This is a genomic window from Paenibacillus sp. FSL H3-0333 (assembly GCF_038002805.1).
In the GTDB taxonomy this organism is placed as follows: domain Bacteria; phylum Bacillota; class Bacilli; order Paenibacillales; family Paenibacillaceae; genus Paenibacillus_AQ; species Paenibacillus_AQ silagei.
In genome coordinates, this window is record NZ_JBBODG010000001.1 from 7,258,260 (window position 1) to 7,271,956 (window position 13,697).

A 13,697-nucleotide genomic window follows, 5' to 3' on the forward strand; every position below is an offset into this window, starting at 1 on the left:
GTAACCTTAATTATCGGAGAATAACATCGAATTGTTGATGGCCCTGCTAAGAAATTTGTCGAAAAAAGAAGAAAATTATCGTTTGGGTAGAGCGATATCCATTAATTTTAATTCCATTCACTCTTGAAGCAAGCCATATTTCTTGCGGAATCTCTGCAGCACCTTGGTCCAGCCTCCGGCCAGCACCGCTAAGAAGAATACATTCGACAAGGCATGGGCCAGATCGAAGTAAAAGCTTGCGGCAAACGTAACGGCAACCAGCCGCCAGCTTAAGGCATCCGGCAGACTGAGCAGGACCCAGATATTCATAATCCAGCCGAACAGGAACCCCCAGATGAAACCAAACACCAGCAGCCCGGCCCGCCGGCGCAACAGCCAGCTCCTCCGCAGCCACCCGGCTGTAAGTCCGGTCATACCCCAGGCAAACATCTGCCATGGCGTCCAGGGCCCCTGCCCGAAGTAAATATTAGAGACCAGGGCAGCGACTGCTCCGATAACGAACCCCGCCTCTGCCCCGAAGACATAAGCGGAGAGGATGACAACGGCCGACACAGGCTTTACCCCCGGCAACGCAGCAAAAGGAATCCGGCTGACAGCTGCAATAGCGGACAATACAGCCAGCAGCACGAGTTCACGGGACTGGAGCGGCCGGCGCTCCAGCCGGATGAACAGCGGCAGGAGAGCAGCCAGCAGCAGCACCACGCTAAGCAGCACATAATGCCGGTCAGTGAATGCTGCGGTAAGCGCAAGCCCGGCGGTGAAGAGTCCCAGGGCAATTAGCAGCGGAATGCGGAAGCGGGCCATGTGCGAATCACATCCTCTAGTGTCAATGCCTGCGGCAGCCAGTCCCGCACTATCCGGTTGACTGCCGTGGTATAGAAGTAATTGCTGCTGAAGAACTCAGCCGGTGTGCCCTCTGCCGTAATTCCCCCGTCAAACAGGAGTGCGCAGCGCGAAGCATGCTTAGCCGCGAATTCTACATCATGCGTTACGATGAGAATACTAATCCCCTGCCCGCGCAATTGCTGAAGCAGGGCGGCCAGCCTGTCTTTGGCGGCCGGATCAAGCCCCTTAGTCGGCTCATCCAGCAGCAGAATATCCGGCTTCATCAGCAGCATCATGGCAAGCGCGGCCTGCTGCTGCTGCCCGCCGCTGAGGTCATGCGGATGACTCTGCAGCACCTCCCGGAGCTGGAACACTTCGAGCAAAGCCTCAATCCGGCTTGCTGTTGCCTCAGGAGATAGCCCGGCGTAGCTGCCCATGTGCTCCAGCTCCTCGGCCACCGTATCATAGCTGAAATAGAGCAGCGGATTCTGCGCCAGGAGACCTGTTGTCTTGCCCTTGGCCAGCTCTATCTTGCCGCGCTGCGGCTTCATCAACCCGTTCAGCACATGCAGCAGGGTGGACTTGCCCGCACCGTTCCCGCCCATGACTGCCAGGAGCTCCCCCTGCTTAAGTGTCAGCGTGAGCTTCCTCAGGACCTCCCGGCCCTCCTTCTCATACCGGAAGGTCACTTCGCGGCAGGTGAGCAGAGACGCTGCAGCGGGACTATTCAAGTTATTAACCAGTTCAGCGCCTGCGGCAGCGTCCGTTCCTGCCATCAGGGAATGTATCCAGCGTCTGCCCTCACGCACCGTCAGCGGAATGTTCTCCGTCGCAGCCGAATCCGCTTCCGGAGCAAGCGACAAGTACAGGCGTGAGGCGGCTGGCAGGTAGCGCCCAGCCGAGGTCAAGGGCCCGCTACCGGTCTGCCGGGCGAACAGGCGGGGGGCGGCTTCGGCCAGCAGCTTACCGTCTTCCAGCATCAGCACCCGATCGGCCAGCGGCAGCACCTCCTCCAGCCTGTGCTCGCTGATGATCACCGTGACCGCCATTTCCTCGTTCAGCCGCTGTAGCGCCATCATGAATTCCCGTGCAGCAACAGGATCAAGCTGGGAGGTTGGCTCATCCAGCAGCAGCACCTTGGGCTGAAGCAGCAGCACTGAGGCCAGGTTCATGAGCTGCTTTTGTCCGCCTGACAGCTCATGTACCGGACGGTAGAGCAGCGGCTCCAGCCCGAACAAGCCGCAGATCTCCGCCAGCCGGGTACGCATGACAGCAGGCGGCAGCCCCAGGTTCTCCATGGAGAAGGCCAGCTCATGCCAGACCGTATCCATCACAATCTGTGCATCCGGGTTCTGGAAGACCATCCCGATCTCCCCGGCGGCCACCGCTGCCGTAAGCCCGGACAGAGGCTGCCCTTTGTAGGTCAAGGTTCCGCTGGATGAACCTACCGGGGTAAGCTCCCGCTTCAGATGACGCAGCAGGGTGGTTTTGCCGCTGCCGGACGGGCCGCAGAGCACGACAAATTCCCCCTCTTCTATGACGAACGATAGCTCATGGAGCGTGTCCCTGTCTTCTTCAGGGTATCGGAAGGATAATTGCTGTGCTTTGAGGATCTCCATAACCATTTCTCCTTTCCTTCCAGCCCCGCAGGAATCAGCACGAACAGGCAGAAGCTGCCGTACATGACGGCCTCCTGCCAGCCGAAGTCCGCTGGTCTCATCCGGGGATAGATCTCCAGCTTGCCGTAGCCCTGCACCCAGAACAGCAGCGTAACCACACCGCTAACGGTTAACAGCAGCATCACCAGCTTATCCTGCAAATCGGCCTTGTATATCGTGTAAGTGCTGCGTTTGGTGCTGCCGTAACCACGGGCTGTCATGGAGTCTCCAGTCTGGAGGGCTTCTTCCAGCGACCAGGTCAGCAGCACTTTGAGCAGCGTCATTCCATCTGTCATTCTTTTCTTAAGGCTTCCCGTACCGGTATCTATCCCGCGCAGACGCTGGATCAGCGTAATCTGGCGCAGCCGCCGCTGGAACAGCGGCACGAACCGGATGGCCATCAGCGTCAGCAGCGCCGTTCTCGGCGCAGCCGCCGCGAACAGGTACATGAACTTATCTGTAGTCACCGTGTAATTGTAGGATATAAACCAGATAAAAATAGTAAGCAGCATAGTCATCATCATCAGTCCATACAGCACAGCTTCCAGCGTAATAGGCTGATCCAGCCAGTAGAATAGAATATGCGCCCCTCGATGTGAGAACAGCGGGTTCAGCAAGGCCACGGAAGCTGCCATCAGCAGCATAAAAGGCAAGCTACGCACCAGCTGACGCCCTTGTCCCTGCATCAGCAGCAGCGTCAGCAGTCCGGCTATCTCGGTAGCCAGAAATAACGGATGGAAGACCAGCAGAGCGAACAGCAGCAGCCCTGCATAATACAGCAGGGCTACTACCGGATGCATGGAACGGAAGCCGCTGCTCATGGCGCTTTGGCCCCCAGGTCTTTGCCTAGATCAAGCGTATACAGCCACTCGATGGTATCCCCGGGCTCGACGATCCAGCTACCCGCAGCCTTGGACGGAAATTCTCCATTCACCTTGTACATCCAGCCGCTCTCTGCCCCGTGATCACCCTCGTACAAATTATCTATACCTTCCACGTAAGCAAAAGCCTTGCTGCCCTGATATTCCATCTGGATCTTCTGCGCCCGTGTAATCCGCTTCAGCAGGTCCAGCACACTCTCGCCCTTCTTGATCTCGTACTGGGCAGCGGCCAGAATCACGCCATGCTCCTCATCTCCGGTGATGGAGAGGGTAACTACGTTGTCCGGCTTGGGTGTGGCGGCCGGGGAATTGGCGGGCTTGCTCGCGCCCGCCGGTGGCTGCGTCGCCGCTGCGCCTGGCGACGGCGGGGACTTGGCGGGCTTGCTCGCGCCCGCCGATGACTGCGTCGCCGCGGCGCTTGGCGACGCCGGCTTGGCGGGCTCGCTTACGCCCGCCGAAGGCTGCGTCGCCGCTGCGCCTGGCGACGGCGGGGACTTGGCGGGCTCGCTCGCGCCCGCCGATGGCTGCGTCGCCGCTGCGCCTGGCGACGCTGGAGCTGCCGTACCTTCCGCAGGGGCGGATGGTACGGCAGTGCCCTCAGCGGCTCCCGGCAGCGGAGCCGCTTCGTCTCCAGGCCGCGGCGTCTGCGCGGCCGGGGTCCCGGCAGGCGGCTGCGGGCTGCCGCCTGCCTGATCCGGCTGCCCAGAGGAGCAGCCGGGGAGCAGCAATACGATCAGCAGGAGAAGCAGCGGAGCCAGCCTTCCCCGGCCTCTTTTGACTAGATTGAACATTACCAGCACACCTCCACAAAAAGGGAAAAGAACGGGGGCCAGTCAGCCTGTTCCCCGTTCCTTCATACACCTTATGCTTACTTTTCAAGACATATCCGAACTAATTCCAAGCAAAATCGCCTGTCTAATGAGCCTGCAACGCTTCAACAACCCTATACGCCTCAACTACTCATTCGGCACGGGGGCGGTAGTTGGATTTTCTACACTTAATTATTCTGGTTACGCACCTGTATAGAAATTAGTTGGATTTCAGGCATCTAATATCTGCCCACAACCCATCATACGGGAGCTTCGAGCGTGAATAAGTGTTGTTTTTCCAACTAACTCCCGCTTTGCAGCAAATCCTGCCAGATTAGATGTCATTTATCCACTTATTGTCCGCCCCAGCGTACAGCACCCATCCTGCAGTGGAATGGAAATTTCAACCAAAATATACCATCCCCTACTCTTACTCAACTATGGCAATCTAACCGCTACAGCAGCAGCCATCTCACGGGTTACCACAGCAGTAGGCTCGAATGCGCCGCCGGTGCCGCTCATATATCCAAGTCCCGTCACCGTACGGACAGCGGACAATGCATAGTCGCTAATCTTATCTTCATCGCTGAATTTACCAGCCCCTGCTCCTGCTCCGGCTGATGTAGCATCCAGCTTAAAAGCTCTAACCATCATCACAGCCATATCCTGGCGCGTAACCAGCCCGTCCGGCTTAAACGTCTTGGCCGTCACACCGCTAATGATTCCTAGCTCCTTCGCCCGGTTCACTGTTCCATAATACCATGTACCGGCCTTAACATCACTGAAGGCCCCAGCGGAAGACGCCGCAGACGGCTCGTTGCCGGTTAACCGCAGCAGCAGCGCTGCAAATTCAGCACGGGTAATATTCTTCTTCGGTGCAAACAGCAGGCTGTCCTCACTCACACCATTCATCAGCTTGCGGTCATACGCCGTGTATACCGACTCCAGCGCCCAAGGCGAGATCGACTTCACATCGCCAAAAGCCGGACGGTCCGCCGCCGCAGAAGCCACTGTTACCGGAACCGTATGACGCACGATGGCCGGGGTTTTATCCTTCAGATATCCCGTAACCGTCAGGGTATATTTATTTGCTGGCAGTCCTCCGGCCACAACAGCCACGCCCGCAGCATCTGTAACTGCTGTTTTGCCGCCGATGGTTACCTGTACGCCTGCTGCCGGTGAGGTTACCGGATCGGAGGTGAAGGTCGCCTCATTCCAGACCCATTGCTTCTGGGTTACCTGCACCTTCAGATCTTGTCCAGGCTGCGGCTGTGCGGGAGTCACGGTTACGGCGTCAACCACCTGCGTGTTGTCCCCGCCATAATAGACCACAATGCGGTCATTCTCCTCCAGCGCGAAGTCGCCCATCCCTACACTTGGATAGATCCATGCTCCGCCGCGTGCGACTACATACATCCAGCCATCATATCCGCCAAAAGTACCCGCAATCACGCCGCCGATCCCCGTCACATAATTGCCTGCTTCATTGACCAGAGCCAGGCGCTTGGCTGCTGCTGTCTTATCCAGTGCCGTAAGCACATTTCCGGCGTACACGCTGCCCTCAGCCAAGGTTCCATTCGGACCTTCAACTGTAACCGAGACACTTACCTGAGGATTCTTCACTGGTGTGCCGCTAAAATCAAAGAGCTTACCGCCTGTACCAAACAGCTTGTACGCTACCAAAGCCTCCAAAGCCTGCTCTGTAGAGAGCGGATTGGAGCTGCCGCCCGCGGTGTGGGCGAACCCGCCGCCTGTAGCGCTGAAGCCAAGCAGCTTGCTGACCAGATTAATATTACCCTTAGTATAATCTGCTCCTGCCGGATCAATGCCGAAGGCAGACAGACCGATGATGGCCTGAGCTACACTCTCGCTGCTGTCGCCATATCCGCCATTCTTGTCCTGTGCCTTAGCCAGCCAGGATGCCGCCCGCTGACCAGCAGCATTCACTGCCGCTTCCTGCTTATGTCCAGCCAGTGCGTTCAGCACCATCGCTGTCATATCCGGATCACTCGCACCTGTGGTCAGAGTAAAGCCTCCGTCCGGGTTCTGCTTCGCCAGAATCTCTGCCAGTAGCTTAGACTGTGTCCATTTCGCATTTGCCGGGATTGTATAACTGCCGGAATCCAGAGCGAGCAGTGCATAGACCGGATTATTCAGCGTCTGGCCGGCGATTGCATCGTGATTGTAGAGCTTCTCAATCAGGTTATAGCCTGCCACATTCACCGGGTCGCCGCCCAGTGCCTTAACAGCAAGTGTGATTCGGGCATAGTCCGTAGCTCTGGCAAAAACCCCCTTAGCCTCAGCCACCTTGCCTTCAAGCGCCTTCAGATAGCTGGCAGGAACCTTGTAGCCTGCTTGCGCAAGGCCAATCGCCTGCCAGTCCGACTGGACTCCGTTCTTCAGCATGAGCTCCGCAGTGGCATAGACCGCAGCGGTTACGCTGGCTACCTCACTTGCGGGCAGAGCGGATACCGCGGGTGCGGAAGTCCCGCCTGCCTGTGCAGCAGCAGCTTGTCCTGCCGGGGCTACGGCTGCTCCCAACAGTGCGAACAGCATAATGACAGCTAGTCCCAGCCGTGTGAACCTGGATGATAGAGAATGGTTCTTCATAACTAACCTCTTTCCTGAAATAGAATGGATGAATCCTGCTTCCTCCGCAGATAAAGCGGCAACCTAAAGACCGCCCTGTGCAGGGCGGCCGGGGAAGAATACAATACAGGGCGGCTGAAGGAGCCGATTGCTCTCCCACACTACATACAATACAGCATATACAGCCCTCGCCAATATCAGCATCTGCTTCCACATTCTTACCCCCGAAGAATAGAAACAACAACGAAAAAGGCAGGTCTCCTGGCTCATACTTCACCGCTTCCCCCGCCTTCCCATCCCGTTAGCAGACAGTGGCTCCTCAGGAGTTGCTCCGTATTTACAGTGGCGGGACCGCGCCGGACTTGCACCGGGCTTCCCTTTTAAGCAGATTCCTCTATTAGACATAGCCCTGCCAGCATCTGCTAGCGACAACGCGCGGTCTCTGAGGCAATCTGCACCTTTTCCCAAAGCTTATTAAATTTTAATATTCTGAAACAATCATATCTACTATTCCCCTGTATGTCTATAGACAAGCTATTTCTATTCCATCCCCCCCGAAGCCCCGCCCATTCCGCAGCAAAAAATCCTGAACAGCACATGCCCGCTACCCCGGCACATCGTACTATTCAGGACTATGGAGTCATTCTTCTGCTGGTTAATTAAGACGTTGGCGGTACTAGCGGAGACAGCGGCAGCAGGCGATTGTATTATGTACATTAGAATTCGTGTAAAAGCGGCCGATAACGCATTCTGCTGCATTTCATACAATCGATTGTGGCAAAGAACCCTCCGCCGGGCCAAATTCCCAAAATCTAATGTACCGAATACAACAGAACACCATATAAGGCTCGATATGCCTCATTCTAGTGTACAAAGTGCAATCGAGCAGTTTCCTTCGGACACTAGCACACTTAACTAATTACTTTATGCTCGTATCAGCCTGCCGGAGCGCAATTCATTGTACTACATAAAGTAGTATGCACCAGGCTCTGACCAGTCCACCATGCCGCGCTATATGCGCCCAGCGGATCAGCTACCGCTAGTCGATCATCAGGTTCTAACTAATCAGCATTCATTTAATCCCCTAGCTTGCTGGGGGCTGCCGTACCCCGACTAACTAAGGTACTATTCTAACTCCAAACGTTATGCTTAAATGCAATCTGTACAACTAAATCGTCTGATTTACCGCCAAATGTACTTTTAGCTGTATTTCGTGCACCTAAAATGCTTATGTTCCCGGCTTTTCGCCCATTCGGGCAAATTTAGTTGTACAGAATACAGTTAGGAGAAGCACGCCTTCCCTTTCACTGTTTTTAGTTGTACAGAGTACACCTATCACTGTAAGCAATGCTACTCAGTACCATCACTTGGTATCGACTCAAAACCGTCAGTTAGTTGTGTGAGTCGGCTGAATGACTAAGGAGCGTTACTCGGTAGCGTTAGTTAAAAGCGCCACTCGGTAGCGTCAGTCAGTAGCGTCAGCCGATTGCGTTGGCTGGTAGCGGCAATCAATTGCGTCAGTCGGTAGCGTTAGTCGATAGCATCAGTCGGTAGTCTTAGTCGATTGCGTTGGTTGATAGCATCAGTCGGTAGCGTCAGTCGATTGCGTTGGCCGGTAGCGTCAGTCGGTAGCGTCAGTCGATTGCGTTGGCCGGTAGCGGCAATCAATTGCGTCAGTCGATTGCATTATCCGATCGCGTTAGTTAAAAGCTTACGCAGCCTGCTTGTTGCCGCTGTTTTATTCCGCGTCCTTGTCCGCTTCCGGGCTTGCGGAAGCGGACGGCTCCGCACTAGGCGCGGCTGTGGCTGTAGCCTCCGGGACGCTGCCCGGATCTGCCGCCAGCTTCAGCGAGTATCTTCCGGCGGTGATCATATCACCTGCCGCCAGCTTCGCGCCTGCTGAAAGCTCCACCGTCACCTCGTAGACGCGTGACGGAGGAGTCCCCGCCGCCGCTGGAGTGGCGGTTGCTCCACTATCCGCGCCGCTGTCTACTCCAGCGCCTGTCTCAGCGCTCGCACCGCCGTCCACTCCGGCGCCTGCCTCACCCTTCGCATCGCCGTCTACTCCGGCGCCTGCCTCACCCTTCGCATCGCCGTCTACTCCGGCGCCTGCCTCACCCTTCGCATCGCCGTCCACTCCGGCGCCTGCTTCACCCTTCGCATCGCCGTCCACTCCGGCGCCTGCTTCACTCTTCGCACCGCCGTCCACTCCGGCGCCTGCCTCACTCTTCGCACCGCCGTCCGCTCCGGCGCCTGCTTCACCCTTCGCACCGCCGTCCACTCCGGCGCCTGCTTCAACCTGGCAACCGCTAACCGTTGCCTTAACCTCGTAGTCCGTAACGCCGCTGGCGGACTCCACGCCGATCCGCTCCGGCTTGAAGGCGGAGCATTCCGCAGCATCAGTGAAGCTGAACAACAGCTTAACGCCGTTATTCTTACCCGCTTCTCCGCTTCCCGCATCACCGCTACTATTCCCGCCAGTCCCTGCATCACCGCCGATAAGCCGGACAGAGACCGGGGCCGCTACAGCGGCCCCCCCGGTCACTGCCGGAAGCGGGCTGGGGCTGGCCACCGGCGCAGCTGTATCCTTGCCGCGTCCCCCTAGCTGGCTCAGCAGGATAACCGCCGCAATCAGAATGATCCCGAGGATGCTCCCTGAGATCAGGATTTGAAATCGGCTGCGGCTGACCCACCGCGCCAGCGGCGAAGCCAGCTGGGCGCGGGCTTCATTGTAGACAGTCTGCATGGCAGGCGTTGCTGTGTCGAGATGGGTTTTGCGGAATTCCCGGTTCTTGAACGCCTCGCGGTCGCTCTTCAGGAAATACCTCAGCACGGCCCGCTTGTAATTCGGCCACAGCTTCTTGCCTGAGCTTGCGAACAGCCAGCTGTGCTGCGACCAGTCCAGGAACCGGTACACCGTCTCCTTGTCATTGCCCGCCTTGCGGACCACCAGATCCAGCAGCGCATCATAATCCAGCGGCCCGCCTTCACGTTCACTGCTGTGATAAAAGGCCAGCGGCAGCCGGTCGAACGGCTCCAGGCTCCGCGCTTCCTTCAGCCACCGCGCGCCGAGCAGCTGTACATCGTCCAGCTCACGCGGCGTCAGTCCGGCAAAAATCTCCTCGTCCGGCGACTCCTCCCCGAACCAGCGGTAGGCCGCGCGCAGCGCATTCGCTTTGCGCTTCGCAATCGCATCGAGCGGCGGCTGCCAGTCTGCCGTATCCCGGTAACGCAGGAACGAGATCTCCAGCAGCTGCTCCATCGTCAGCTCGTCCAGCGAGAGCCGGTTCAGCAGGAAGCGGTCAGCAACTGTGCCGAGCTCCTCCATAACGGACAAGGCCTCCGGGTATACGCCGCCTCTGCGGCGCTGCTTCTCTGCCTGCTGGACCGCTTCATGAACAGCCGTTACCGCCGCTACCGGATCGGATTCCCGCTGCAGCTTCTCCAGCAGATATTCCTTGAAGGTATCCCGTACCGCTGCCTGCTGAAGCACCTCCGGAAGACTCCGGCCAAAGTGGCCCACGAGGCGGAGGATATCCGCCGTTCCGGCAGCGGCCGCCAGCCGGGATTCCAGATACGGCTCGAACAGCGCTCTGCGGAAGAGAGATTGGGACAGCACTTTTTTGAAGAACGCCTCACTAAGCTCCGCATCGCTCTCGATAATCCCGTAAGCCGCCGCCAGCACATCCTCCCGGCCCCCGGACTGGCAGTTCAGCATCCCGTTGATGAAGTAATCGACGATCTTCACCCGGTAATTATGGCCCGGCAGCGCGTAATACGCCTTGAACTGTTCCAGGATCTCCGTTGACGGAATCCCCTTCTTGCGGATCAGATCATATTCGCGGTCGAACCGCTCCAGGAACATATCATTTAGCCGTACCCGCGAGTCCAGCTTCCCCTCCGGCTTCAGATAGGACAGCAGGCCGCCAAGTATAGCGTTCTTGTTATCTGTATATAAGGCTTCGTTGCCTTGCTCGATTTCATAAAAGACCGCCAGTTCATTGTAGAGCGCCAGCGACAGCTTACGCTCCGCACTCTCCCCGAGCAGCAGACTGTCGGCAAACTTAGCGAAATCACGGAGGCTTCCGCCCTTCTCCACCAGCGTTTTCCAGGCCAGATCGGCATAGATCTGCCGCGACTCGCCGAAGTCGGTATTCAGGAACCTTGCGCCGGCCAGATCGAAGATATAATCCTTCTCGATATTGCGGTCGCCCGGACGCAGAGAGCCCTTCTCCACGAAGGTCAGGTGAATGTATTTGCGGCTCTGCGGCTCCTTGGCATACGTGATCACTCCCAGCCTGCGGCGGAAGTCATACGGCAGCGCAGCGAAGAGGACCTCCGTCAGCCGGGCCGCACGCTGCGACAACTCACTGATCGGCACATCCAGCGCTACATAGATTTTCTTCTTCCCGGCTACGGACAGCATCACCGCCTGCAGCAGGGCTTTGAACAGCTCTTCTGTGAAGCCTAGACCAGATAACACGCTGCGCGGGTCTGTCGGCTCGTCCAGCGCGCGGGTTGCCACGGGAATCGACTCCAGCTCAGGCAGTGTCCCGCCAGGCTCTCCCTCATAGCTCCGGGCAAACCCCGCATGCAGCCAGTCCCCGTACCCCTCGACAATCTCTTCGGAGCGGATGGGCGGCACTACGAAATTATGGGCAAAAAAAGCGCTCCGCTGACCCGTGAAATCCGCCGCCAGATAACGGCTCTCTCCAATCACTGTCTCGTTGCTCTCCGTATGGAACAGATGCAAGGCAGCCGGATACAGCTCCTCATCCTTCTCGCCGCGCGCCGTAAGCTCAGCCGGGGCATCGTAGAGGCAGAAGGGATGCAGGATTTTTTTGACAAAATTATTATCGAGACTCTCCGATTTCGCTACCGTATCGAAGCCCTCTGTCGACCGGTACACACCGCGGCGCTCGCGGGTATACATCTGCTGGGTGATCATGGACCCTGACAATCTGTTCACGGCCCGTCGCTCCCCTCAATATAATTCAGCTTGTGCAGCAGCCAGATGAACGGCTCATCGACCCGGATCGGGCTGACTACGCCTTCCACCTTCTGATTGACCGGATTGCTGCCCAGCGCAGACACGGCGAAGTACCCGGTATTGGCAAAATACACATCCATCGTATCCTTGAACGGACGGTCCACCTTCTCAATGAAGCGGCGGATTTCACCGTCAATGTTGTGGAACTCGTCCAGGTTCAGCGTTTTGCGGTGCACATAGTTGTTGAACACATTGCTGTTCGACTTGATATAGTCGCCATCCTCATCCTTGAGGGAGTGGAGCATATCGCTTTTGGCCAGGACGACTGCGGTCGGAATCTCGGTCTTGCTCTTCTCCTGATAGGCGATGAAATCACCGAACATGGTCAGCACCACATCACGCGGCTCATCATACTGCGATACCCACTCCCCCGGACGGTCACCGAAGTTAATGCGGATCTTCTCCCGGACAGAACGGATCTGCAGCGGATCGACCATGAACAGAATCCCTGCGGAGTTCTTGATATGCTGGCCGTGCAGGCCCAGATAATCCTGATCGACCATTCCTTCACCGGCCACATCGAAGAACACCAGCGTCAGCGGGGGCTTGGACTCATCTTTGAACACGAACTGGAAAATAAACGGCTCCTGCATCTTCTCCTTCTGGGTAGACGCCAGCAGATCCCCCCGCTCGAACAGCGGCTCCTCATACAGGGTGCGGAATTTGCGGCTGATCTCGGCATTCAGCGGCATACAGGCTGCGTCGAAATGCCCTGCCGTTGTATGCTGGAGCGTATGGATCAGCGAGGTCATATAGACAGACTTCCCGACCTGGGAAGCACCGATAATCGAGATAATATTGCTAGGCACCTTGCCGGCTGTTACAGGCAGCTCGTTATGACAGGACGGACAGAGCCGTCTGCGGGTCATCACCCCATAGCGGTCGGTGAGCCCGGTCAGCACGTTGTCGGTATAATGATGGTACTCCTCCGGGATATCCGCCGGATGCAGAACCGCTTCCATATCATCCACCGTATCGAGGCCGAAGCGCTCCCTGTATTTATTCAGCAGATCATCCTCACCGAGCGCATAATTCTCATCATCCTCACGGCTGTGCATGGCCCGGAACACCACTTCATCCGGCTCAAAGCGCGTGAAGCAGAACGGGCAGACAATATCGTAATACAGCGGCCTCGCTGCAGGCTGATTCTTCTTCATGAAACGGCTAAAAAAAGACATCTCTCATCCTCCTCAGGGTTGTGTCAGCACCCGGTATGCTGCTCCCGCTCACTCGGGAACCAGCTCATAATACGCCCCGTATTTAGGCCCGTCAGTGAAAAAAATACGGATGAAGTCATCCTTGCCGACCTCGATCGGCGGGAGCTGGTTGCGCCCGGGAGCGAAGTCCTGGACGAACGGGAACCTTGCACCGTCCTCCTTGGAGGATGGATGCGCATCCCGCTTTTTGACGTAGCAGAGCACTTCCTTCGGCACCGGCACCTCGGCAGTAATCGTCATCTGCACGGTTTTCAGCTTGCTGAATAACCCTTTTTTGTGCTGGACCGCGTAGTAGATCCTCGCTTTGCCCGCACTGACGAGCGCCCGGTTACCGCCATCCTGCTGGCGGACCAGCAGCGTCTCCCCATTCTCACTGAGCCGCACGTAAATGGTATAAGCCACCATCCCGATCTCGTCCAGCCGGTCCCGGTACCCGTTATTCGCTTTGTATTCTTCACGCGTGTAGAGCTTCATGCCCGGAGGCGGATGCTCATGACTGTCCGGTGCCTCCGCAGAGGCCTTATGAATATATACTGCCTGTACACCGTCCGGCCAGCGCCAGCGCAGCGTACAGAACCGGTCCTCCACTCTGGATACAACTTCGGCAATAACCGGTGCTCCAGCGTCTGCCTCGGCGTACTTCATGGCAACCTGCCCCTTTCCCTGCA

At 57.3% G+C, this 13,697-nt stretch carries 8 protein-coding genes and 1 riboswitch; all 8 genes read right to left on the reverse strand.

Annotated elements, in window-relative coordinates:
• Nucleotides 1-117 precede the first annotated feature (117 nt).
• Nucleotides 118-804 carry an ECF transporter S component gene (locus tag MHH78_RS31680; RefSeq protein ID WP_076078938.1) on the reverse strand — a complete coding sequence of 229 codons (687 nt, stop codon included), beginning with the start codon at nt 802-804 and terminating at the stop codon, nt 118-120.
• The gene (locus MHH78_RS31685; protein WP_341170023.1) at nt 777-2,444 is read right to left on the reverse strand and encodes an ABC transporter ATP-binding protein; all 1,668 of its coding nucleotides are present in this window, start codon (nt 2,442-2,444) and stop codon (nt 777-779) included. The genes MHH78_RS31680 and MHH78_RS31685 overlap by 28 nt, the downstream gene beginning before the upstream one ends.
• Nucleotides 2,360-3,304 carry an energy-coupling factor transporter transmembrane component T gene (locus MHH78_RS31690; RefSeq protein WP_341170024.1) on the reverse strand — a complete coding sequence of 315 codons (945 nt, stop codon included), beginning with the start codon at nt 3,302-3,304 and terminating at the stop codon, nt 2,360-2,362. The genes MHH78_RS31685 and MHH78_RS31690 overlap by 85 nt, the downstream gene beginning before the upstream one ends.
• On the reverse strand, nt 3,301-4,155 hold the full coding sequence (locus MHH78_RS31695) for a DUF4430 domain-containing protein (RefSeq protein ID WP_341170025.1): 855 nt from the start codon (nt 4,153-4,155) through the stop codon (nt 3,301-3,303). Before MHH78_RS31695 ends, MHH78_RS31690 begins: the two co-directional genes overlap by 4 nt.
• Nucleotides 4,156-4,611: 456 nt before the next feature.
• On the reverse strand, nt 4,612-6,783 hold the full coding sequence (locus tag MHH78_RS31700; RefSeq protein WP_341170026.1) for an S-layer homology domain-containing protein: 2,172 nt from the start codon (nt 6,781-6,783) through the stop codon (nt 4,612-4,614).
• A gap of 213 nt (nt 6,784-6,996) precedes the next feature.
• Nucleotides 6,997-7,189, reverse strand: a riboswitch (cobalamin riboswitch).
• A gap of 1,311 nt (nt 7,190-8,500) precedes the next feature.
• Nucleotides 8,501-11,731 carry a GAP1-N2 domain-containing protein gene (locus tag MHH78_RS31705; RefSeq protein WP_341170027.1) on the reverse strand — a complete coding sequence of 1,077 codons (3,231 nt, stop codon included), beginning with the start codon at nt 11,729-11,731 and terminating at the stop codon, nt 8,501-8,503.
• On the reverse strand, nt 11,728-12,990 hold the full coding sequence (locus tag MHH78_RS31710) for a hypothetical protein (protein WP_341170028.1): 1,263 nt from the start codon (nt 12,988-12,990) through the stop codon (nt 11,728-11,730). Before MHH78_RS31710 ends, MHH78_RS31705 begins: the two co-directional genes overlap by 4 nt.
• A gap of 48 nt (nt 12,991-13,038) precedes the next feature.
• A complete protein-coding gene (locus MHH78_RS31715) occupies nt 13,039-13,674 on the reverse strand; it encodes a beta-mannanase (protein WP_076078928.1) in 636 nt (211 codons plus the stop codon).
• Between the last annotated feature and the right edge of the window lie 23 nt (nt 13,675-13,697).

Coding starts and splice junctions, on each gene's coding strand:
- MHH78_RS31680 (WP_076078938.1), bottom strand. CDS start 804: ATGGCCCGCTTCCGCATTCCGCTGCTAATTGCCCTGGGACTCTTCACC.
- MHH78_RS31685 (WP_341170023.1), bottom strand. CDS start 2,444: ATGGAGATCCTCAAAGCACAGCAATTATCCTTCCGATACCCTGAAGAA.
- MHH78_RS31690 (WP_341170024.1), bottom strand. CDS start 3,304: ATGAGCAGCGGCTTCCGTTCCATGCATCCGGTAGTAGCCCTGCTGTAT.
- MHH78_RS31695 (WP_341170025.1), bottom strand. CDS start 4,155: ATGTTCAATCTAGTCAAAAGAGGCCGGGGAAGGCTGGCTCCGCTGCTT.
- MHH78_RS31700 (WP_341170026.1), bottom strand. CDS start 6,783: ATGAAGAACCATTCTCTATCATCCAGGTTCACACGGCTGGGACTAGCT.
- MHH78_RS31710 (WP_341170028.1), bottom strand. CDS start 12,990: ATGTCTTTTTTTAGCCGTTTCATGAAGAAGAATCAGCCTGCAGCGAGG.
- MHH78_RS31715 (WP_076078928.1), bottom strand. CDS start 13,674: ATGAAGTACGCCGAGGCAGACGCTGGAGCACCGGTTATTGCCGAAGTT.